Annotated in this window: 21 protein-coding genes; 13 read left to right on the top strand and 8 right to left on the bottom strand. The window is 71.2% G+C overall.

The window, feature by feature from the left end:
• The first annotated feature begins 54 nt into the window (after nucleotides 1-54).
• From AB0J69_RS04000 to AB0J69_RS03980, 5 genes are read left to right on the top strand one after another with little or no spacing between them, the layout of a single operon-like run.
• Nucleotides 55-1,662, top strand: coding sequence for an ABC transporter ATP-binding protein (locus AB0J69_RS04000; protein WP_364112622.1), 1,608 nt, complete (start codon nucleotides 55-57; stop codon nucleotides 1,660-1,662).
• The gene (locus AB0J69_RS03995) at nucleotides 1,662-2,804 is read left to right on the top strand and encodes an ABC transporter permease (protein ID WP_364112620.1); all 1,143 of its coding nucleotides are present in this window, start codon (nucleotides 1,662-1,664) and stop codon (nucleotides 2,802-2,804) included. Before AB0J69_RS04000 ends, AB0J69_RS03995 begins: the two co-directional genes overlap by 1 nt.
• Nucleotides 2,801-4,081: an ABC transporter permease gene (locus tag AB0J69_RS03990; protein WP_364112618.1), complete on the top strand. Its 1,281-nt coding sequence runs from the start codon at nucleotides 2,801-2,803 to the stop codon at nucleotides 4,079-4,081. Before AB0J69_RS03995 ends, AB0J69_RS03990 begins: the two co-directional genes overlap by 4 nt.
• Nucleotides 4,078-4,473 (top strand): cytidine deaminase, encoded by a 396-nt coding sequence (locus tag AB0J69_RS03985; protein ID WP_364112616.1) that lies wholly within the window; start codon nucleotides 4,078-4,080, stop codon nucleotides 4,471-4,473. Before AB0J69_RS03990 ends, AB0J69_RS03985 begins: the two co-directional genes overlap by 4 nt.
• Nucleotides 4,473-5,756: a thymidine phosphorylase gene (locus tag AB0J69_RS03980; RefSeq protein WP_364112614.1), complete on the top strand. Its 1,284-nt coding sequence runs from the start codon at nucleotides 4,473-4,475 to the stop codon at nucleotides 5,754-5,756. The genes AB0J69_RS03985 and AB0J69_RS03980 overlap by 1 nt, the downstream gene beginning before the upstream one ends.
• Nucleotides 5,757-6,083: 327 nt before the next feature.
• Here the strand turns inward: AB0J69_RS03980 and AB0J69_RS03975 are convergent, their stop codons facing one another.
• Entirely contained in the window at nucleotides 6,084-6,470 is a 387-nt protein-coding gene (locus AB0J69_RS03975; RefSeq protein ID WP_364112612.1) for a MarR family transcriptional regulator, read from the bottom strand.
• Nucleotides 6,471-6,557: 87 nt separating this feature from the next.
• On the opposite strand from AB0J69_RS03975, the gene AB0J69_RS03970 reads away from it, so the two are divergent.
• Nucleotides 6,558-7,970, top strand: coding sequence for an MFS transporter (locus tag AB0J69_RS03970; RefSeq protein ID WP_364112610.1), 1,413 nt, complete (start codon nucleotides 6,558-6,560; stop codon nucleotides 7,968-7,970).
• A 64-nt stretch (nucleotides 7,971-8,034) separates the two neighbouring features.
• Here the strand turns inward: AB0J69_RS03970 and AB0J69_RS03965 are convergent, their stop codons facing one another.
• Nucleotides 8,035-9,795, bottom strand: a complete 1,761-nt coding sequence (locus AB0J69_RS03965; protein ID WP_364112608.1) for a hypothetical protein — start codon at nucleotides 9,793-9,795, stop codon at nucleotides 8,035-8,037.
• 125 nt (nucleotides 9,796-9,920) lie between these two features.
• Between AB0J69_RS03965 and AB0J69_RS03960 the strand changes: the two genes are divergently transcribed.
• The 4 genes from AB0J69_RS03960 (at nucleotide 9,921) to AB0J69_RS03945 (ending at nucleotide 12,641) form a co-directional block, all read left to right on the top strand.
• Entirely contained in the window at nucleotides 9,921-10,538 is a 618-nt protein-coding gene (locus AB0J69_RS03960) for a hypothetical protein (RefSeq protein WP_364112606.1), read from the top strand.
• Nucleotides 10,539-10,542: 4 nt separating this feature from the next.
• Nucleotides 10,543-10,893: a cupin gene (locus tag AB0J69_RS03955; protein ID WP_364112604.1), complete on the top strand. Its 351-nt coding sequence runs from the start codon at nucleotides 10,543-10,545 to the stop codon at nucleotides 10,891-10,893.
• Nucleotides 10,894-10,959: 66 nt separating this feature from the next.
• Nucleotides 10,960-12,033, top strand: a complete 1,074-nt coding sequence (locus AB0J69_RS03950; protein WP_364112602.1) for an adenosine deaminase — start codon at nucleotides 10,960-10,962, stop codon at nucleotides 12,031-12,033.
• Entirely contained in the window at nucleotides 12,030-12,641 is a 612-nt protein-coding gene (locus AB0J69_RS03945; RefSeq protein WP_364112600.1) for a PH domain-containing protein, read from the top strand. Before AB0J69_RS03950 ends, AB0J69_RS03945 begins: the two co-directional genes overlap by 4 nt.
• Here AB0J69_RS03945 and AB0J69_RS03940 read toward each other — a convergent pair.
• Genes AB0J69_RS03940 through AB0J69_RS03930 form a run of 3 tightly spaced genes read right to left on the bottom strand, consistent with a single transcriptional unit; the run spans nucleotide 12,631 to nucleotide 15,465 of the window.
• On the bottom strand, nucleotides 12,631-13,359 hold the full coding sequence (locus AB0J69_RS03940) for an enoyl-CoA hydratase/isomerase family protein (RefSeq protein WP_364112598.1): 729 nt from the start codon (nucleotides 13,357-13,359) through the stop codon (nucleotides 12,631-12,633). The genes AB0J69_RS03945 and AB0J69_RS03940 overlap by 11 nt on opposite strands.
• On the bottom strand, nucleotides 13,356-14,807 hold the full coding sequence (locus AB0J69_RS03935; RefSeq protein ID WP_364112596.1) for an AMP-binding protein: 1,452 nt from the start codon (nucleotides 14,805-14,807) through the stop codon (nucleotides 13,356-13,358). Before AB0J69_RS03935 ends, AB0J69_RS03940 begins: the two co-directional genes overlap by 4 nt.
• Nucleotides 14,788-15,465 (bottom strand): TetR/AcrR family transcriptional regulator, encoded by a 678-nt coding sequence (locus tag AB0J69_RS03930; protein ID WP_364112594.1) that lies wholly within the window; start codon nucleotides 15,463-15,465, stop codon nucleotides 14,788-14,790. Before AB0J69_RS03930 ends, AB0J69_RS03935 begins: the two co-directional genes overlap by 20 nt.
• Nucleotides 15,466-15,577: 112 nt before the next feature.
• On the opposite strand from AB0J69_RS03930, the gene AB0J69_RS03925 reads away from it, so the two are divergent.
• Genes AB0J69_RS03925 through AB0J69_RS03915 form a run of 3 tightly spaced genes read left to right on the top strand, consistent with a single transcriptional unit; the run spans nucleotide 15,578 to nucleotide 17,795 of the window.
• The gene (locus AB0J69_RS03925) at nucleotides 15,578-16,387 is read left to right on the top strand and encodes a MerR family transcriptional regulator (protein ID WP_364112592.1); all 810 of its coding nucleotides are present in this window, start codon (nucleotides 15,578-15,580) and stop codon (nucleotides 16,385-16,387) included.
• A gap of 1 nt (nucleotide 16,388) precedes the next feature.
• Nucleotides 16,389-17,294, top strand: coding sequence for a sigma-70 family RNA polymerase sigma factor (locus AB0J69_RS03920; RefSeq protein ID WP_364112590.1), 906 nt, complete (start codon nucleotides 16,389-16,391; stop codon nucleotides 17,292-17,294).
• Nucleotides 17,295-17,309: 15 nt separating this feature from the next.
• Nucleotides 17,310-17,795, top strand: coding sequence for a GyrI-like domain-containing protein (locus tag AB0J69_RS03915; RefSeq protein WP_364112588.1), 486 nt, complete (start codon nucleotides 17,310-17,312; stop codon nucleotides 17,793-17,795).
• Nucleotides 17,796-18,025: 230 nt separating this feature from the next.
• Here the strand turns inward: AB0J69_RS03915 and AB0J69_RS03910 are convergent, their stop codons facing one another.
• Genes AB0J69_RS03910 through AB0J69_RS03900 form a run of 3 tightly spaced genes read right to left on the bottom strand, consistent with a single transcriptional unit; the run spans nucleotide 18,026 to nucleotide 21,184 of the window.
• Nucleotides 18,026-18,751, bottom strand: coding sequence for a hypothetical protein (locus AB0J69_RS03910; protein ID WP_364112586.1), 726 nt, complete (start codon nucleotides 18,749-18,751; stop codon nucleotides 18,026-18,028).
• Nucleotides 18,752-18,755: 4 nt separating this feature from the next.
• Entirely contained in the window at nucleotides 18,756-20,384 is a 1,629-nt protein-coding gene (locus AB0J69_RS03905; protein ID WP_364112584.1) for a phospho-sugar mutase, read from the bottom strand.
• Nucleotides 20,381-21,184 carry a purine-nucleoside phosphorylase gene (locus AB0J69_RS03900; protein WP_364112582.1) on the bottom strand — a complete coding sequence of 268 codons (804 nt, stop codon included), beginning with the start codon at nucleotides 21,182-21,184 and terminating at the stop codon, nucleotides 20,381-20,383. The genes AB0J69_RS03905 and AB0J69_RS03900 overlap by 4 nt, the downstream gene beginning before the upstream one ends.

The raw sequence follows: 21,184 nt of genomic DNA, 5'->3' as shown, positions 1-21,184 counted from the left end.
CGGAGTCCTGACTTCGGGCCTTCTGCCTATGCCGCCCCCCTGTAGGAGAGGCAAATGAGTGCTGACACCTTGGCCACGGTGAAACCCGCCGTAGAGCTGGAGGGCATCACCAAGCGTTTCCCCGGTGTCGTCGCGAACCACGACATCCGCATCACCGTCCAGCCCGGCACGGTGCACGCCATCGTAGGGGAGAACGGCGCGGGCAAGTCGACCCTGATGAAGATCCTGTACGGCATGCAGAAGCCGGACGAGGGCACCATCAGGATCAACGGCACGGAGGTCAGCTTCCGCACGCCGAGCGACGCCATCGCGGTCGGGATCGGCATGGTGCACCAGCACTTCATGCTCGCCGACAACTTCACGGTGCTCGAGAACATCGTCCTCGGGGCCGAGCCCACGACGGCCGGCGTGCTCGACATGGCCGCGGCGCGCAGGCGCATCACCGACCTGGCCGCCACCCACGGCCTGCGGGTCGATCCCGACAAGCTGGTGGAGGACCTCGGCGTCGGCGACCGCCAGCGCGTGGAGATCCTCAAGGTCCTCTACCGGGGCGCCCGCATCCTCATCCTCGACGAGCCGACGGCCGTGCTGGTGCCGCAGGAGGTCGAGGAGCTCTTCCAGAACCTGCGCGAGCTCAAGGCCGAGGGCCTGACGGTCATCTTCATCTCGCACAAGCTCGACGAGGTGCTCGACATCGCCGACGCGATCACCGTCATCCGGCGCGGCACCACCGTCGCGAGCGTCGAACCCAGCCAGGTCACCGCCCGCCGGCTGGCCGAGCTGATGGTGGGCAGCGAGCTGCCCACGCCCGAGACCCGCGAGTCCACCGTGACCGACACGGTCGCGCTGCAGGTCTCGCACCTCACGATGGAGGCCGACGGCCACCACCCGGCGCCGAAGGGCACCCCGGTCGGCACGTACGTGGCCAAGCTGCGCGAGGACGGCAAGCGCCTGCTCCTCGACGACGTGTCGTTCGAGATCCACAAGGGCGAGATCCTCGGTATCGCCGGTGTCGAGGGCAACGGCCAGTCCGAGCTGATCGAGGCCATCATGGGCATCCGCCCGGCGCACGGCGGCATCGAGCTGGACGGCCGGGACATCAGCGCCTGGTCCACGCTCAAGCGCCGCGAGTCCGGCATCGGCTACATCCCGGAGGACCGCCACCGCCAGGGCCTGCTCCTGGAGGCGTCTCTGTGGGAGAACCGCGTGCTGGGGCACCAGACCAGGAAGCCCGCGCGCAACGGCATCTGGGTCGACCGGCGGGCCTCGAGGGCCGACACCGAGCGCATCGTCAAGGACTACGACGTACGCACCCCCGGCGTCGAGACCCTGGCCCTGGCCCTGTCGGGCGGCAATCAGCAGAAGCTGATCGTGGGCCGCGAGATGAGCGGCGAGCCCGCGTTCCTCATCGCCGCCCACCCCACGCGCGGCGTGGACGTCGGCGCCCAGGCCGCGATCTGGGACCACCTGCGCAACGCCCGCGCCGCCGGGCTGGCGGTGCTGCTCATCTCCGCCGACCTCGACGAGCTGATCGGCCTGTCCGACTCGATCCAGGTCATCTACCGTGGGCGGCTCGTTGCCGCGCTCGATCCTTCCGACATCACGCCCGAGCGGCTGGGCGGCTACATGACCGGCGCCATCGCCGGTACTGAGGAGACGTGATGCCCGCCGGGCTCAACCGGGCGCTGCTCACCGTCGCCGGCGCCGTCATCGCCATCCTCCTGGCGATCGCGATCTGCAGCGTGGCGATCGTCGTCGCGGGCGGGAGCCCGCTGGACGCCCTGGGCGCCTTCTTCAACTTCGGGGAGACCGCGCGGGCGGAGTCCAACTCCATCGCCACGCTCCTCAACCGGGCGGTGCCGCTGTTCATCGCCGGTCTGGCGGTGGCCGTCGGCTTCCGCATGAACCTCTTCAACATCGGCGTCGAGGGCCAGTACCGGATCGCGGCCATCTGCGCGGCCTATGTCGGCTCCACCTTCACCGCGCCGGCCTGGATCCAGATCCCGGTGATCATCGTGGTCGCGGCGCTGGTCGGTGGCCTGTACGCGCTCATCCCCGCCGTCATGAAGGTGACCAGGGGGGTGAACGAGGTCATCGCCACGATCATGCTGAACTTCATCGCGATCAACCTGGCGGCCTTCCTCGTCCGCGGCCCCTTCGCCGGCCAGCGCGCCGAGGGCGACCTCTCCACGACCACGCCGAAGCTTCCCGACTCGGCCATGTTCCCCGACCTGAACTTCGTGTTCGACTGGTTCGGGCTGGTGCGGCCCACCCGCGAAGGCGGTCTCTGGGGCTTCCTCCTCGTGGCCGTCGTGCTCGGCGTGGTGGTCTGGCTGGTGCTGGAGCGCACCCGCTTCGGCTTCAACGTCAAGGCCAGCGGGCTCAACGGCCCCGCCGCGCTCGCCTCGGGCGTCAACCCGAAGACCATGGTGATCTCGGCGATGGTGATGTCCGGCGCGATCGCCGGCCTCATCGGCCTGCCCGAGATCCTCGGCTCCCGGGGTGCCTTCAACTCCAACTTCACCGCCGGCCTGGGCTTCCTGGGCATCGCGGTGGCGCTGCTCGGCCGGAACAAGCCCGTCGGCATCGCGATCGCCGCGCTGCTGTTCGCGTTCCTGGACCGGGCGCAGGGCGCGCTGCAGTTCGCGGACATCCCCGCCTCCGTCGTCACGATCATCCAGGGCGCCATCGTCCTGCTGGTCGTCGTGGCCAACGAGGTGACGAACCGGTTCGCGCTGAGACTCGAAGAGCGGCGGGCGGCCCAGCAGCTCGGCAGGAACACTCCGGTTGAGGTGACAGCATGACCCGGGTCGGCAAATACCACGTGGCGCTCATCGGCGTCGCGGCGCTCATCCTGCTGATGTCGCTGGTGCGGATGGTGTCCGGCCAGAACGACATCACCTCCTCCGGCACGTTCGCCGCCGGCCTGCTGCTGGCGGTGCCGATCGGCCTGGCCGGTCTCGGCGGCCTGTGGGCCGAGCGGGCCGGCGTGGTCAACATCGGCCTCGAAGGCATGATGGTGCTCGGCACCTGGTTCGCGGGCTGGGCCGGATACCAGTGGGGCCCTGTGGCCGCGCTGGCCGCCGGGCTGCTCGGCGGCGCGCTCGGCGGGCTGCTGCACGCGATCGCGACCGTGTCGTTCGGCGTCGACCACATCATCAGCGGCGTCGCCATCAACCTGCTCGGCCCCGGCATCACCCGCTTCCTGTCCGAGGTGCTCTACAAGGAGGGCACCCCGGCCTCCGAAGCGGGCGCGGGCATCACCACCTCGCCCGCCATCACCGGGAAGACGTGGGAGCCCAGCCTGCCGTTGCTCTCCGACGGTCCGGACCTGCTCGGCAAGCTGGAGAGCACCCACTGGTTCCTGCTGTCCGACGTGGCCGGCATCCTGCGCGGGCTGACGCACAATGTGAACGTGCTGGTGATCCTGGCCGTGCTGCTGCTGCCGCTGACGTTCTTCGTGCTCTGGCACACGTCCTTCGGCCTGCGGTTGCGCTCGGCGGGCGAGAACCCGTGGGCGGCCGAGTCGCTGGGCGTGAACGTCTACCGGATCAAGTACCTCGCGGTCGTCATCTCCGGCGCCTTCGCCGGGCTCGGCGGCGTGTTCCTGGTCTTCGTCTCCAACAAGTACGTCGAGGGCCAGACGGCCGGGCGCGGCTTCATCGGCCTGGCCGCCATGATCTTCGGCAACTGGCGGCCCGGCGGGCTCGCGGTCGGCGCCGCGCTGTTCGGGTACACCGAAGGTCTGCGCCTGCGCAGCGAAGGCGCGGTCACCTCGTTCTTCCTGTTCGGAGCAGTGCTGCTGCTGATCTACCTGGGGCTGCAGATCCGCCGCCTGACGGCGCCCGACCGGCCCGTCGAGCTGGTGGCCGGGCGCGCCAGGCAGTACACCCTGATGGCCGTCGCCGCGCTGGGCGCGGTCGTCCTGTTCTGGCTCTGGCTGGTCGTCGACAAGCTGGAGAGAGAGTTCGTCTTCATCACGCCACACGTGCTCACGCTGCTCGTGCTCCTGGTCGCCTCGCAGCGCCTGCGGATGCCCAAGGCCGACGGCGTGCGCTATCGCCGGGGGGAACAACATTGAACATCGACTGGAACGGCCTGCGGGACGAGGCCGCGGAGGCCATGCGGAACGCGTACGCGCCGTACTCGAAATTTCCGGTGGGGGCGGCGGCGCTGGTCGATGACGGGCGGATCGTCACCGGGTGCAACGTCGAGAACGCCTCCTACGGCCTGGGCCTGTGCGCCGAGTGCGGCCTCGTCTCGGCGCTGCAGAGCTCCGGCGGCGGCCGGCTGGTGGCCTTCACCTGCGTGGACGGCCATGGCGAGCTGCTGATGCCGTGCGGCCGCTGCCGCCAGCTCCTGTACGAGTTCGGCGGCGAGGAGCTGCTGGTCGAGACCGAGGACGGGCCGAAGCGGATGGCCGAGATCCTGCCGTACGCGTTCGGGCCGCAGGACCTCAGCAGGAGCGCCTGATGGACGCCATCGAGGTCATCCGCGCCAAGCGTGACCGGGGCGAGCTGACCACGGCCCAGATCGACTGGGTGATCGACGCGTACACGGGTGGCGTCGTGGCCGACGAGCAGATGTCCGCGCTGGCCATGGCGATCCTGCTGAACGGCATGAACCGGCGCGAGATCGCCGACTGGACGCAGGCCATGATCCGCTCCGGTGAGCGCATGGACTGGTCCGAGCTCGACCGGCCCACCGCCGACAAGCACTCGACGGGCGGGGTCGGCGACAAGATCACGCTCCCGCTGGCGCCGCTCGTGGCCGCCTGCGGGGCGTACGTGCCGCAGCTCTCCGGACGCGGCCTCGGGCACACCGGCGGCACCCTGGACAAGCTGGAGTCGATCCCCGGCTGGCGGGCGTCGCTGTCCAATTCCGAAATGCTGCAGGTGCTGCGCTCGGCGGGGGCCGTGGTGTGCGCCGCCGGGTCGGGCCTCGCTCCCGCCGACAAGAAGCTGTACGCCCTGCGCGACGTCACCGGCACGGTCGAGTCGATCCCGCTCATCGCGTCGTCGATCATGTCGAAGAAGATCGCCGAGGGGACGGGGTCGCTCGTCCTCGACGTGAAGGTGGGCTCCGGGGCGTTCATGAAGACGGTCCCGATGGCCCGGGAACTGGCCGAGACCATGGTCGCGCTCGGGACCGACGCCGGGGTGCGGACGGTCGCGCTGATGACGGCGATGGACCGGCCGCTGGGGCGGGCCGTGGGGAACGCCCTGGAGGTCGAGGAGTCGGTCGAGGTGCTGGCCGGCGGCGGGCCCGCCGACGTGGTGGAGCTGACGGTGCGGCTGGCCAGGGAGATGCTGGAGGCCGCCGGGGTGTCGTCCGGGAAGGATCCGGAGAAGGCGCTGGAGGACGGCTCGGCCATGGACGCCTGGCGGCGGATGATCTCCGCGCAGGGCGGGGACCCGGACGCGCTGCTGCCTCGCGCGGCGGAGACCATGACCGTGGAGGTGCCGTCCTCGGGGGTGCTGACCCGGCTGGACGCGTACGCGGTGGGGCTGGCCGCCTGGCGACTCGGGGCCGGGCGGGCGCGTAAGGAGGATCCGGTGTCCTTCGGGGCCGGGGTGGTGCTGCACGCCAAGCCGGGGGATCTGGTGCGGGCGGGGCAGCCGTTGATGACGCTGCACGCGGATGAGACGGGGCGGTTCGAGCGGGCTCTTGAGGCTTTGGACGGGGGGTATGCGGTGGGTGACGCCGGCGAGGAGCAGCTCCCGCTGATCATCGACCGCATCACCGCCGCCCCGTAGCCCCTGCCGGTCCCTTCGCGACCCCAGCCCACCGACCGGGCTGGGGTCCCTTTGGTTCTGGGGAGTGAGGGGACGAGAGGGCGAAGGCGTCCCCGGGACCCGCCGACCGGCCTGGGGGTCCCTTGAGAGCCGAGAGGGGCCAGGCCAAGGTCACCGGCGCGGGGCGCGGGGCGCGGGGCGCGGCGGCCTTGCGCCTTTTGCCGAAAGGACCCCGGCCATGGTCGGTGGGGAAGTGGCTCGGCGGTGGGCCATGGGTCGGGACCGGGGGTTGTGCGCCCTTGGCCCTTCCCGGAAGGACCCCCGGCCACGGTCGGCGGGGAAGCCGAGTCAGAGGGTCAGGGCGGGGGCGTCGGCGAAGATCTCGGACAGCACGGCCCGTTGGGTGGGCAGGGCCTCGGCGTGGCGGGCGCGGCCCTCGTCCGTGATGCACACGAACACGCCCCGCCGGTCCTCGTCGCAGACCCCGCGCGACACCAGCGCCGCCTTCTCCAGCCGCGCCACGACCCGCGACAGCGCGCTCTGGCTCAGGTGGACCTCGTCGCACAGCTCCTGGATGCGGAGCTTCCGATGGTGATGGACGATCCGGTCCAGAACCTCGAACTCGCTGGGCCCCAGACCGTGCCGATCGCCCAGCTCGCGCTCCAGCGCGCACATCGCCTTGGCGTGCTTGGCAAGGACGTAGTGCCAGGTCTCCACCACGAACTGCTCGTCCATGTCGCGGAGGTTACCACTTCGGGAAAACTCATGCAACGACATTAAATGCGCTTGCATTAGATGCGAGTGCATGTATTGTTCTGACCCATGTCCTCTTCCTCATCCCGTTGGGGCGCGCTCGCCGTGCTCTGCGCAGTGATATTCCTTGACGCCCTTGACGTCTCGATGGTCGGTGTCGCCCTGCCCGCCATCCAGCACGATCTGGGCCTTACCACGTCTTCTCTGCAGTGGGTGGTCAGCGGCTACGTGCTCGGCTACGGCGGTCTTCTGTTGCTCGGGGGCAGGACCGCCGACCTGCTCGGGCGGCGCAGGGTGTTCCTGGTCGCTCTGGGCGTCTTCGCCGTTGCGTCGTTGTTCGGTGGTTTGGTGGACGATGGCGGGCTGCTGATCGCGGCCCGGTTCATCAAGGGTGTGGCCGCCGCGTTCACCGCACCTGCCGCCTTGTCGATCATTACGACGACTTTTCCTGAGGGGCCGGAGCGCAACAAGGCGTTGAGCATCTTCACCGCCTGCGGCGCGAGCGGCTACTCCCTCGGCCTCGTGCTGTCCGGCTTGCTGACCGAGATCGGCTGGCGGTGGACGCTGCTCATGCCGGTGCCCGTCGCGATCATCGCGCTGATCGCCGCGCTGAAGGTCCTGCCGCGGGGCCGGGAGGAGCGGGCCGAGGGCGGTCACGACCTGATCGGCGCCGTGACCATCACCGCGTCGATGTTGCTGCTGGTGTTCACGGTCGTGCAGGCGCCCGAGGCCGGCTGGGCCTCGGTGCAGACGATCGGCTCGCTCGTGGGCGTGGCGGTGCTGCTCGGCCTGTTCGTCTTCGCGGAGCTGAGGATGCGGCACCCGCTGGTGCGGCTCGGCATCCTGCGCTCCGGCCACATCGTGCGCGCCAACCTGGGGCTGCTCATCCTCATGGGCTCGTACGTGGCCTTCCAGTTCGTGGCCATGCAGTACTTCCAGAACCTGCTGGGCTGGTCCGCCCTCGGCACCGCCATGGCGTTCCTGCCCGCCGGCCTGCTCGTCGCTCTCACCTCGACCAAGATGGGCGACTTCGCGGACCGGTTCGGCACCGGCAAGCTGATCGTGATCGGCGCCGCCGCGCTGGCCGGCGGGTACGCCGTGTTCCTGGGCATCGACCGCACGCCCAGCCTGGGCGGCATGGTCATCCCCGGCATGATCCTGCTGGGCATCGCGTTCGCGCTCTCGTTCCCCTCCCTGAACATCCAGGCCACCAACGGCGTGGACGACGACGAGCAGGGGCTGGCCTCCGGCCTGCTCAACACCTCCGGGCAGGTGGGCGGCGCGATCGTGCTGGCCGTGGTGACCGCCGTGCTCACCTCGGGCGGCGGCGAGACGCTCTCCATCGGCTCGCTGCGCGCGGCGATCGTGGTGTCGCTGGTGCTGGCCCTCGTCGGGCTGGCGATCTCGGCGACCGGGCTGCGGGCCCGCAAGGCGGCGGTGGCTCCGGGGGAGGACAAGGCGCAGGTCTACGAGACCGTCTGATCGTGGACGACCGTCTGGTCGTGGACACGGAAGGGCCTCGCCGGGGGGTGGCGGGGCCTTTCGCTCATTCCTGGAAGAGGCCGAGCGGGTCGTCGTAGTACAGCTCCTCCAGTACCGCCTCGTCCGTGACGTCCGTGGTGGTGCCCGACCGCACGTCGACCTTGACCAGGAGCGTGTACTCGTCGTCCTCCCACTGGCGGATGAGGACCTCGTCGGTGCCGAGCCAGCGTTCGACCTGCACCACCTCGTACTCGCCCAGGTCCGCGCGGGTGCCGGTGAGGCGGCCCGTGCGGGCGTCCATGACGACGAGCTCCGTGTCCTCCGCCACCAGGGCCAGCCGGCGACCGTCCGGGGAGAGCGCGCCGCCGTGCTCCAGGAGGCCGGGGTCGACGCGGTAGCCGCCGTCGAGGCCCTCCGGGCCGTTCAGCGTGAGCTCGGTGATCGAGGCGTGGCCGGGGACCTTGGTGACGTCCTCCTTCTCGCCGACCACCCTGGTGCCGTCGTCGGACACCGCGAGGATCTGGATCCGCTCGCCGAACTCGTAGTGCGTGACGCCGGTGTCGAAGTCCAGCGTCGCGCCGCCGCCGTCCTCGAAGTAGATGGAGAAGTAGCGGCCGCTCGGGGAGGACCTGAAGTGCGGGGTGGCCCGCTCGTCCGTTACGTCGATCACCTTGACGACGCCCGTACGGAGGTCCCGCACCACGTACGAGCCGTCGGACCTGCGGTAGGCGGCGCGGTGGCCGTCCTGGCTGAGGGCCAGCGACATCGTGGCGCCGGTGTCCGCGTCGTAGCCCGCACGGGCGCCCGGGAGCCGCCATTCGTCCCCCGACGCGGTCGTCAGCCGCCACTGGGCGCAGGGCAGCGGGTCCTTCTGGTTGGTGCCGCCCGAGCGGCAGTAGCCGGTGGTGGCGTACTCGACCGGGTCGTCCAGCTTGGCGGGCAGCGGGTCGGGGATCTGCTCCTCCTGTGCCTCGAAGCTCGAGTAGGGGGAGGCCTGGCCGCCCGTGACCTGCTGCTCGATGTTGCTCACCATGGCGTTCACGCCCACCGCCACCAGGGCGACGAACGCGCCCACCGTCCCCAGGGACACCGTCGTCCACGTGGCCACGCGGATCCTGCGGCGGCGGGTGAGGCGGGTCAGGACCGGCTCCGAGACGTTCGTGTGCGTGGTCGTCAGCTCGGAGGCGGTGGCGATCAGGGCGGCGCGCAGGGCCGGGTCGTCAGGTGGGGGTGGTACCGCCGGGGTTTCCCATGGTTGCGCCGGGGCCGTCCAAGAAGGGGATGAGGCGGTGCCGATGGTGTCCCAGGGGGCGGTCCACGGGTCCTGGTGGGGTGCGCCAGGGGCCGGGTCCCCGGCGGTCTCGGTGGCGGGGCTCGGGTCCGGCTCCGTGGTGGGCGGTGAGGGTGCGGTGGGGAAGAGGTCGGGGTGGGTGGCCTGGAGGTGGGCGCGGGCCTGGTGGAGCTCCTTGTCCAGGACCGCGATCCACAGGCCCGTGACCGCCGCCGCCTGGTGCGGGGGCTGCCCGTCGTGGAACCGCGCGACGACAGCGGCCCTGGCCTTCGGCGGCAGGTCGCCGAGCAGGTATGCCCCGGGCTCCCGCGGCGCCGGCACCCGTACGGACAGGTAGCGGCCGTACAGCTCGCGCAGCACCGCGTGCGCCGGGTGGTTCCAGCGGACCGAGGACCAGCGGCGGCAGACCGTGACCAGCGACTCGATCGCCAGGTCGCGGGCGCGGTCCGGGTCGCCGGTCAGCAGGTACGCGGTGCGGGCGAACGAAGGCCCGTAATTAGCCAGAAAAATCGATAAATCGTTCGATTTGATCACGTATATGACTCCTTGTGGACTGATCAGGGTAGAGGTCACCCGCGGTCCGATGGAAGGGCCGCGAAACCCCGTACCGATCCGCCGCCACACCGCTTGCAGGCCCGTGGGCTGGGCATCTACCGGGCATGCGCCCGTCATCCCCGCACCGCCGCGGCCGGCCGTCGCGCGCCCGCGCGGCCGTCCCGCTCGCCTGCCTCGCCGTGCTGACCGCCTGCGGCACCGCCCAGCAGGCCACCCTGCCGGACTCGCCTCCGGCGACCGAAACAGGCCCGGAAACCGGGCCGGGGACGGGAACGGCCACCGAGCCCGGCACCCCGACCAGCACCGCCGAGGTGGAGGTCAACCGCGACGGCATCGAGCCCGCGGTCGTGACGGCCGTGCGATACGCCGCCCACGGCACGTACGACCGGCTGGTCGTGGACCTGAAGGGCAGCATCCCCGGATACACCGTGAGATGGGTGGACGAGCTCGTCCAGGACGGCTCGGGCAAGCCCATCGACGTGCGCGGCGGCGCCTACCTGCAGCTCACGCTCTTCCCCGCCAACGCCCACGACGACGAGGGCGTGCCCACCTGGCACGGCGGCCCCGTCTACCCGGCGAGCCTGGACAACCTCACCGATGTCGTCAGGACCGGCGACTTCGAGGGCCGCGTCGGCATCGGCCTGGTGCTGGCCCGGCAGTCCCCGTTCAAGGTCACGGAGCAGGGCTCGCCGAACCGCCTGGTCCTCGACGTGGCACACTGACGTCGTGGTGAGAAAGATCGAGGGCCCGGCCCGCATCCCCGTGCCTGGCGGCAAGCTCATCGACGAGCACGTGGGCCGCGTCAGCAGTGGCGACGAGGAGATCTCCATCGCCCACATGACCGCCCCGCCGGGCTGGGAGGAGCCGGCGCAGACGCCGTCGTTCGCCGAGTACACCGTGGTCCTGCGCGGCACGGTGATCGTGGAGCACGCCGAGGGCAGCACGCGCGTCGATGCCGGGCAGTCCGTGGTGACGTCGCCGGGCGAGAAGGTCCGCTACAGCGTCGGGCCGGAGGGCGCCGAATACATCGCCGTGTGCCTGCCCGCGTTCTCGCCGGAGAGCGCCGGACGGGATTGAGCCCTCGCCGGCGGAGCCGGGCCGCGTCATGGCGGGAGGGCTGGACGGGGCTCATATCATGGCCAGATGAGCCCCACCCTTGACCAGATCCGGCGGGCTCCCAAGGTGTTGCTGCACGATCATCTCGACGGCGGGCTCCGCGCCGAGACGATCGTCGAGCTGGCCCGGGAGAGCGACTACGGCCGGCTGCCCACCCACGATCCCGACAACCTGCGCCTGTGGTTCGAGGAGGCGTCGGACTCGGGGTCGCTCGAACGCTACCTGGAGACGTTCGACCACACGGTCGCCGTCATGCAGACCCGCGAGTCGCTCGTGCGCGTGGCCGCCGAGTGCGCGGAAGACCTGGCCGACGACGGCGTCGTCTACGCCGAGGTGCGCTTCGCGCCCGAGCAGCACACCACCCTGGGGCTGAGCCTCGACCAGGTGGTGGAGGCGGTGCTCGAAGGGTTCGGGCAGGGCTCGGCGGGTCGCGGCCTCCGGGTGGGCACGCTGCTCACGGCCATGCGGCACCAGGCGCGCTCCAGGGAGATCGCCGAGCTCGCGGTGCGCTACCGCGACGGCGGCGTGGTGGGGTTCGACATCGCGGGGGCCGAGGCCGGCTACCCGCCCACCAGGCATCTTGACGCGTTCGAATACCTGCAGCGGGAGAACGCCCACTTCACCATCCACGCCGGTGAGGCGTTCGGGCTGCCGTCGATCTGGCAGGCCATCCAGTGGTGCGGCGCCGACCGGCTGGGCCACGGCGTGCGCATCATCGACGACATCTCCGTGGCCGACGACGGGTCCGCGAAGCTGGGGCGGCTGGCGGCGTACGTCCGCGACAAGCGGATCCCGCTGGAGATGTGCCCCACCTCCAACCTGCAGACCGGGGCCGCGGCGTCGATCGCCGAGCACCCCATCGGGCTGCTGCGGCGGCTGCACTTCCGGGTCACGGTCAACACCGACAACCGGCTGATGAGCTCGACCAGCACGTCGCTGGAGTTCCACAAGCTGGTCGAGGCGTTCGGCTACGGCTGGGACGACCTGCAGTGGTTCGCGGTCAACGCGATGAAGTCGGCGTTCATCCCGTTCGACGAGCGGCTGGCGCTGATCAACGGCGTGATCAAGCCGGGGTTCGCGCAGATCAAGTGGCAGCCGTGAAGCAGGTCTACCGCTCCAGGACCGCATTCGTCCTGGGCTGGGTGTGGCTGGGTTTCGTCGCGCTCAACGTCTGGGACCTGACCGCCCGCTACAGCGGCAAGGCGTCGCTGGTGGCGCTGGCCGTCCTCGGGATGCTGACGGCGCTGGTCTACACGGTCGCGCTGCGCCCCGCCACCGTCTTCACGGAGGCGGGGCTGGTGGGGCGCAACCCGTTCCGCACCACGTTCCTGCCGTGGGCCACGATCGAGGACGTCACGGTGTCCCACTCCGTCAACATCCACCACGGCGACGGGCAGGTGCTGCGGTTGTGGACGCCGATGAGCAGCGCGCGCGAGCGGGCCAAGGCGCAGCGGCGCGGCACCTCCACCCCGCAGCGGGGGCGCTTCAAGACCGAGCCGACGCTCACGAAGGGCGAGCAGGCGGCGGCGGAGGCGTTCGCGGGCAAGACGCACGCCGACTGGGTGGGCGACCAGATCCGCGAGCGCGCCGAGTCGGCCCGGCGCCGCGGTGACGAGGCGGCGCCGGCCCGGGTGACCTGGTCCTACGACGCGATCGCGGTGCTGGTGGTGGGGGTGGCGCTGGTTCTCGCGGCCGTCGTCATCCCCTAGTCCTGTTGACGAACCTCGACATCCCGGCCTGGGCGATGCCCGACGCCTCCACCTGCTTGGCCGCCTCCGTCTCCACCTGGAAGGCCCGCTCGACCTCCGCCAGCGGCGGGCGCAGCAGGGCGAGGTGGACGGCCGTGGCCGTGCCGGGGGCGGTCCAGTGGTGTACGCGGGCGATCGCCGACTCCACCAGCTCCTCCGGGGCCACGATCTCGTCCAGCAGACCGACGGCCACGGCCTCCTCGGCGCTCATGCGGGTCGAGTCGAGCACCAGCCGCAGCGACCTGGCGCCCACCAGGCGGGGGAGCAGGTAACTGGCGGCGTTCGAGATCGACAGGCCGATGTGGTTCTCCGGGAGGAAATACTCCGCCGCCGGTGTGCCGATGCGGGTGTCGAAGCAGAGCGTCCACTCGGCGGCGCCGCCCACGGCCAGGCCGTTGACCGCGGCCACCACCGGCACCCGCGTCTCCAGCACGGCCCTGGTCATGTCGTGGAAGAGCTCCACCTCCTCGACCAGCGACCGGCCGACGGCCTGGTGGATGTCCTCGCCGGCCGAGAACGCCCGTCCGGTGCCGGTGACCACGATGCCCCTGGCGCTCCCGCCGTGCTCGCGGATGGCCGCCGCCAGGTCCGCGCGCATGGCGGCGGTGAGGGCGTTGAGCTTGTCCGGGCGGGCGAGCGTGATCAGGGCCACCTCGTCGCGTACGGTCACGTCGATCATTTCTGCTCCTTGTCGACCTGGATGGCTGGGGCGGCGCGCTGGTCGCGTCCGGGAGGGAGGAGGTGGCGCTTCTCGACGCGGGCCGACGGGGTCAGCGGGAACTCCTCGACGAACTCCACGTACGCCGGGATCTTGAAGCGGGCCAGGCGCTCCCTGGCGTGCTCGATCACGCTGTTCGCAGTCTCGGGGGTGGCGGCGTGGCCGGGGCGGAGCTGGAGGAATGCCTTGGGCAGCTCGCCGAACAGCTCGTCCGGGATCGGCACCAGAGCCGCCGACAGGACGGCCGGGTGCCGGGCGAGCACGCTCTCCACCTCGGCGCAGGAGATGTTCTCGCCGCCCCTGCGCACCATGTCCTTGATCCGCCCGGCGTGGTGGATGTAGCCGTGTGAGTCGCGGAAGCCCAGGTCGCCCGTGTGGTACCAGCCGTCCCTGAAGGCGTGGGCGGTGGCCTCCGGGTGGTTCCAGTAGCCCTTCATCATGGGCACGCCCCTGACCAGGATCTCGCCGGTCTCCGCAGCGAGCTCGACCTCCTTGCCGGGCGGCGCCAGGCCCATGGCGCCGGTGCCGACCGTCTCCTCCGCGTCGATGGGCACCACCAGGTCGGGGCCGCTCTCCGTGGAGCCGTACAGCTCACGCCAGGGGGTGCCCCAGCGCTCCTCGAACGTGCGGTGCAGGTCCGGCTGGATGCCTGAGCAGAGCACCACGCGCATGCGGTTGTCGCGGTCGTGCGGGTGGGGCGGCTGCTTGTGCATCAGGAGGGGCATCGTGCCCAGCACGTACGTCAGCGTCGCCCCGTGCTCCCTGGCCGAGGCCCAGAAGCCGGAGGCGGAGAAGCGGGGGAGCACCACGAGGGGGATGCCGCCGAGGAGGCAGAGGAGGGTGACCCACTGGGGGTCCATGTACGAGTACGCCTGCGCGATCATGAAGACGTCGTCGTCGCGCAGGCGTACCTGGTCGGCGGCGATCCGGGCGGTCCTGAGCCAGTAGTCGTGGGTGAGCATGCAGGCTTTGGGGAAGCCCGTGGTGCCCGACGTGTACTGAAAATTCGCGACATCATCGGGATTGGCCGGTGCGGTGGGGCGGAGGGTTCCGTTCTTCAGGGCGTCCAGGAGGTGCACCGTGCCGGGGAGGTGCGGGGCGTGCTCGGCGGTCGTGACGGTGGCCACGGCGCCCGAGTCGCGCAGGACGTGCTCCAGGTCGGCGGCCCGGTAGCGGACGTTCACCGGCACGGTGATCGCGCCCGCCTTGAGGATCGCCAGCCAGCTCAGCGGCCAGCCGGGCACGTTGTCCATCATGATCGCCACTCGGTCGCCCGGGCGTACGCCCTTGTCGATCAGGGCTCCGGCCAGCCGGTCGGAGCGTTCGTCGGCGGCGGCGAAGGTCAGGGAGGTGTCGGGGAAGCGGAGGAACTCGCGGTCGCCGTACGTGCTAGCGGCGTGCCTCGTCAAGTCGGGGATCGTGTCGTGCATCCGGCGGCTCCCAGGGGAATTCGGGCAGCAGGGAGAGATCGGCGGTCGCGACGACCTGGGCCGGGGCGCGGACGGCGGCCAGGCCGATCGTGACGAACTCGGCGCACACCTGCTCCAGCGTGGAGTCCCCGTCGGGGCGGTACCACTCGCTGGTGCCGGTGCACATGGACATCAGGGCGAGCCGGGTCAGCCGCTGGTCGGCGAGGCGGAACGTGCTCTCGGCGACCCCGCCGGCCAGCGCGTCCTTCCAGTGGGCCTCGTACGCGTCGCGCAGGGCGATGATCTCGTCGTGGGCGGCGGAGCCGGGGGTCAGGGAGCGCAGCTCGCCGTCCATGACGCGGGTGGTCATGGGGTTGCGCGCGTGGATGGCGGTGAGCGAGCTGATGAGCAGGGAGAGGCGGTCGGCGGGGCGTTCGTACGGGGCCAGCATGCGCTCCGTGGCCTCGATCAGCCCGCGCTGGGCCACCCGCATGAGGTCGGCCAGCAGGGCTTCCTTGCTGGTGACGTGGTGATAGATCCCGGCGTTGGTCATGTTGACCGCCTTGCCGAGGTCTCTGATGCTCGTGGCGGCGTAGCCCTGGCGGGCGAACAGCAGCACCGCCGCCGTCCTGATCCGCTCGCCGGCGTCGTTTGTCATGGACTCCTACCGAACGTTCGGTCGCCCGCTTTGACACGAAAATACCCCAAGATATGAGAAACCGCCATAGGTTGACCCTGACACGGTGTCAGGCCCTAGACCTGGGGAGGACATGTTCAGCATTGGAGACTTCGCCAGGCTGGGGCTGGTGTCCGTACGTATGCTGCGCCACTACGACGCCATCGGCCTGCTGCGCCCCGCGCACGTGGACCCGGCCACCGGATACCGCTCCTACCAGGCCGAACAGCTCGCCCGGCTCAACCGCATCGTCGCGATCAAGGACCTCGGCTTCACGCTGGAGCAGGTCAGGGCGATCCTCGACGAGAAGGTGAGCACCGAGGAGCTGCACGGCATGGTGCGCCTGCGCCGCGCCGAGCTCGAGGCCCGGATCAGCGCCGACCTGGCCAGGCTGCGGAGCGTCGAGGCGCGGCTGCGTACGATCGAGACGGAGGGGCACATGCGGACGGCGGAGGTCGTGCTGAAGCGGGTCGAGCCCGTCCGCGTCGCCCAGCTCGCCGCCAGGGCGGCCAGTTACCAGGGCGAGGACATCGGGCCGGTCATCGGCCCCCTGTTCGAGGAGCTCTGCCGGCGGGTGGCGGACGCCTGCGTCCGGATCACCGGGCCCGGCATCGCCCACTACCGGGAGGAGGCCGACGGCTCGGTCATGGTGCACGCCTGCCTGCCGGTGAACGTGGCGCCCGGCAGTCACGACTTCGAGGTGGTCGACCTGCCCGCCATCGAGACGGCCGCCACGATCATCCACCACGGGCCGATGGAGGACGTGGGGCCGACGTTCCAGGCGCTGGCCCACTGGATCGAGGAGAACGGCCGCCGCTCCCGCGACCTGGCCAGGGAGATCTCCCTGCACTGCCCGGACAACCGGGACGAGTGGGTCACCGAACTGCAGATCGAAGTGAGCTGACATGGAGCTGGAAGCGCACCGGGCCGAGCTGACCGGCTACTGCTACCGCATGCTCGGCTCCGGGTTCGAGGCCGAGGACGCGGTGCAGGAGGCGTTCGTCAGGGCGTGGCGCACGTACGACCCCGGCCGCGGGCCGCTGCGCCCGTGGCTGTTCCACCTGGCCACGAACATCTGCCTCGACATGCTCAGGGGCCCGCAGCGCCGCGCCCGCGCCATGGACCTCGGCCCCGCCGCCGTCCCCGGGGCCGAGCTGGGCGTGCCGCTCCCGGAGAGCCGCTGGGTCCAGCCCGTGCCCGACGCCCGCATCCTCGACCCCGCCGACCTGGCCGTCTCCAGAGAGACGGTGCGCCTGGCGTTCGTGGCGGCCCTGCAGCACCTGCCGCCCCGGCAGCGCGCCGTCCTCATCCTCCGCGACGTGCTGAAATGGAGCGCCGCCGAGACCGCCGACCTGTTGGCCACCACGGTCACCTCGGTCAACAGCGCCCTGCAACGCGCGCGGACCCGGCTCCCGGCGACGGCCCCGCTCGACGCCGAGGTGGACGAGGGGCTGCTGGCCCGGTACGTGTCGGCGTTCGAGCGCTACGACGTGGACACGCTGGTGTCGCTGCTGCACGAGGACGCGACGTCGTCCATGCCGCCGTTCACGTGGTGGTTGCGGGGGCGCGCGGACATCCGGGCGGTCCTGCTCGCCTCGGACGCGCCCTGCGCCGGGTCCCGCCTGCTGCCGACGCGGGCCAACGGCTGCCCGGCCTTCGGGCAGTATCTCAACGGGGAGCCGTTCGCCCTGGTCGTCATGGAGGTGGCCGGGGGGCTGATCGTGGGGGAGACCACTTATCTCGATCCCGGGTTGTTCCCGTTGTTCGGGCTGCCGATGAGTTTCGAGCCCGCGCTCCGTACTGAGGGATGAAGGAGGAAACACAACATGCCACAGATCGTCGAATTCCCTGAACGTCCGTACGCCGGGGTGCGCCGTGCCATCACCATGACCACCTTCGGCCTCGTCGGGGACCGCATCGGTGAGATCATCGGCTGGCTGGCCGAGCGCGGCATCGCCCCCGCGGGGGCGCCGTTCCTGAGGTACCACAGCATTGACATGGCCAACGACCGGTTGGTTGTGGAGGCCGGGGTGCCGGTCGCCACGCCGGTGGAGGGCGAGGGCGACATCCTCCCCGGCACACTGCCCGCCGGCCGCTATGTCGCCGTCTCCCACCACGGCCACCTCGACCAGCTCGCCGGCGTCATCGAGTCCCTGCTGAAGTGGGCCGGCGAGCAGGGCCTGGAGTGGGACATGACCGACAAGGACGGCGTGGAGCACTGGGGCTGCCGTCTGGAGCTCTACAACACGAACCCGATGGTCGAGCCCGACATGAACAACTGGGACACCGACCTGCAGTTCCGCCTGGCCTGACCCCTCGGGCAGCGGGACCTGCACCCACGTCCCGCTGCCCGATCCGCCACCTGCCACCGGCCGGGCACGTCGCAGCCGCTGCGCCACTTCACGGATCCGACCATCGTGATCGTCTTCGCGACGGGCTCCTTGTCCGCGCCGATCAGGTCGCTCCTTGGACGGCCGGACGGACGGTCAGTGCCGAGGTCGGGTCCGGGATGGCGGCACGCAGGGAACAACAGCTCGTGGGCTCACGCGCCCCGCATGAACGCAAGATCCTCTCCCCAGGAATCCAGCACGTCCCCGTGCCCGGCCGCCCGCGCGTACGGCTCCAGGTCGTTCAGCAGCACCCGCACGGCCGCCGGGGCTTCGGCGGACAGGGCCGCCTCCAGCCGGGGCAGCAGTTCCCCGGCACTCCACGACGCCGGGCCCAGCGGATGGTGGCGCAGCTCCCACTCCAGGTACTTGTTGTACGGCCGCACCCGCCCGTGCAGCGCGAACACGTAAGCCAGGTAGGAAGGAACGGTCTCCGCCCCGTCCAGCAGGACACCGACGCGGTTGCCGTCACGGCCGTTCTTCAGGCACCGGTACGCGCTGTTGAGGAACACGCCCAACGCCTCCCGCCCCACCGCGTCGGCCTCGCCGGGCGTGAGCGTGGCCTTGGCGGTCACCAGGGAGGCGATCAGGCCGTCGCCGGTGTCCTTCAGGACCTTGGCGTAGGCGAAGGCGTACCGGTTCCACTCGGTGCCGGAGCCGGGGAGCGCGTGGCCCCGGAACTGCTCCAGCGTCATGACCACCGCGTCCACCAGCTCGTCCCGACGGGGCTCGTACGCCACCCCCTCGGCGACGATCAGGTAGACGTCGTGGTCGGAGTGGGCGGTGGCGGTGCCTTCGCGGGCCTGGGAGCCGCTCAGCACCACCCCCGTCACCGCCGGGTCCGGCCCGATCCGGGCCATGAAGTCCTCGAACGTCTCCACCCCACTAGAGTGCCAGCCGCGCCGCCAGATCCGCTCTCAAGGCGTCGAGCTGCTTCTCCGCGCGGCTCCTGGCCTCGGTCGGCGTGCCCGTCACCGGGACGACGACCTCGAGGTAGCACTTCAGCTTGGGCTCCGTGCCGGAGGGACGTACGACCACGCGGGCGTCCCTCGACAGGCGGTAGCGCAGCCCGTCGGTCGGCGGCAGGCCCCCGTCGCCCTTCGTCAGGTCGTCGGCCCGCTCCACCGCAAGGCCCCCGAGCGTCGCGGGCGGGTCGGCGCGCAGCCCGGACATGGCGGCGGCGATCTGCGACAGGTCGGCCACCCGGAACGAGAGCTGCGAGGTCGCGTGCAGCCCGTAACGCCGGGCCTGGTCGTCCAGGAGGTCCAGCAGCGTACGGCCGTCGCGCTTGGCCGCCGCCGCGATGCCCGCCACCGTCAGCGCCGCCCCGATCCCGTCCTTGTCCCTGACCGGCAGGCCCGCGTCGGACCCGACGCTGTAGCCGATGGCCTCCTCGTAGCCGAACACCAGCCCGGGACCGGCCTTGATGATCCACTTGAAGCCGGTCAGCGTCTCGCCGTACCGGACGCCGTGCGCGCGGGCGATCTTGCCGAGCAGGGTGGAGGAGACGATGGTGGTGGACACCATGCGGTCGCCGGTGGTGTGCGTGATCACGTGCTCGGCGAGCAGGCCGCCGACCTCGTCGCCGGTCAGCATGCGTACGCCGCCGCCGGGCAGCGGCACGCCCACCGCGCACCGGTCGGCGTCGGGGTCGTTGGCCAGGACCAGGTCCGCGTCCAGCTTGGCGGCCAGGGCGGTAGCCAGGTCCATCGCCCCCGGCTCCTCCGGGTTGGGGAAGGAGACCGTGGGGAAGTCGGGGTCGGGGTCGCGCTGCTCCTCGACCGCCACCGGGCTCTCGAAGCCGGCGGCCAGGAAGGCGCCGGTCAGGACGGCCGCGCCGACCCCGTGCAGTGGGGTGTAGGCCACGCGCAGATCGCGGTCCTCGCCCAGGGGCAGGGACGTCACGGCGTCGATGTAGTCGTCGACGATGCCCTCGCCCAGCTCCGTCAGGGTGCCGGGACCGTTCAGCGGCAGCTCGTCCACCCGGCCCACGGCGTCGATGGCGGCCGAGATCTCGGCGTCCAGCGGCGGCACGATCTGGGAGCCGTCGCCCCAGTAGACCTTGTAGCCGTTGTCGCGCGGCGGGTTGTGGCTGGCGGTGACCGTCACCCCGGCGTCCGCGCCGAGGTGCCGCACGGCGAAGGCGAGCACGGGCGTGGGCAGCGGACCCGGCAGCAGGGACGCGTGCAGCCCGGCTCCCGTCAGCACCGCCGCGGTGTCGCGGGCGAACACGTCCGACTTGTGCCGGGCGTCGTAGCCGATGATGACGTGCTTGCCCGGCCCGAGCACCTTGGCCAGGCCGGCGGCGGCACGCATGACGGTCACCCGGTTCATCCGGTTGGGGCCCGCGCCGAGCTCGCCGCGCAACCCCGCCGTGCCGAACTCCAGCTTGGCCCCGAAGCGCTCCTGGACGGCCGCCAGGTCCTCGCGCTCGATCAGGCCGGAGAGCTCGGCCCGGGTGTCGGGGTCGGGGTCCTGCGCCAGCCACTCGTTCGCCTCCCGCAGCAGGCTCACAGCCGGTCCACCACCTTGGCCAGCAGCACGCCCATGCGGGCGGCCGTGGCCCGGCCCACCTCCAGGACCTCCTCGTGGTTGAGCGGCTCGCCGGACAGGCCCGCGCCCGGGTTGGTGACCAGGGAGATGCCGAGCACCTCCAGGTTCGCCTCGCGGGCGGCGATGGCCTCCAGGACGGTGGACATGCCGACCATGTCGCCGCCCAGCGTGCGGAGCATGCGGATCTCGGCCGGTGTCTCGTACGTGGGGCCGCGGAAGGCCACGTAGACGCCCTCGGCCAGGGTCGGGTCGATCTCGCGGACCAGCGCGCGCAGGCGGCGCGAGTAGACCTCGGTGAGGTCGATGAACGTGGTGCCGGTGATCGGGTTGGCCCCGGTCAGGTTGATGTGGTCGCTGATCAGGACGGGGTCGCCGACGTTCTGCGTCTCGGGCCGCAGGCCGCCGGCCGCGTTGGTGAGCACGATCGTGCGTACCCCGGCCGAGGCCGCCGTGCGGACGCCGTGCACGACCGCGTCCACCCCGAGCCCCTCGTACAGGTGGGTACGCCCGAGGAAGATCAGCGCGTGCCGGCCGGTCGAGGTGCGTACGACGCGGATCTTGCCGCCGTGCCCCGCCACGGCCGGGGCGCGGAAGCCCGGCAGGTCGGTGAACGGGATCTCGCTCACCGTCTCGCCGATCGCGTCGGCGGCGGGCACCCACCCCGACCCCATGACAAGTGCCACCTCGAAGGTGTCGAGCCCGGAGGCGCTGCGCAGCGCCGCGGCGGACTCGCCGGCCAGGGTGTATGCGTCTTTGCTCAC

This window comes from Nonomuraea sp. NPDC049709, from assembly GCF_040674815.1.
In the GTDB taxonomy this organism is placed as follows: Bacteria; Actinomycetota; Actinomycetes; order Streptosporangiales; family Streptosporangiaceae; genus Nonomuraea.
Note: the sequence above shows the minus strand (reverse complement) of the source record. Positions and strands in the feature narration are given on the sequence as shown.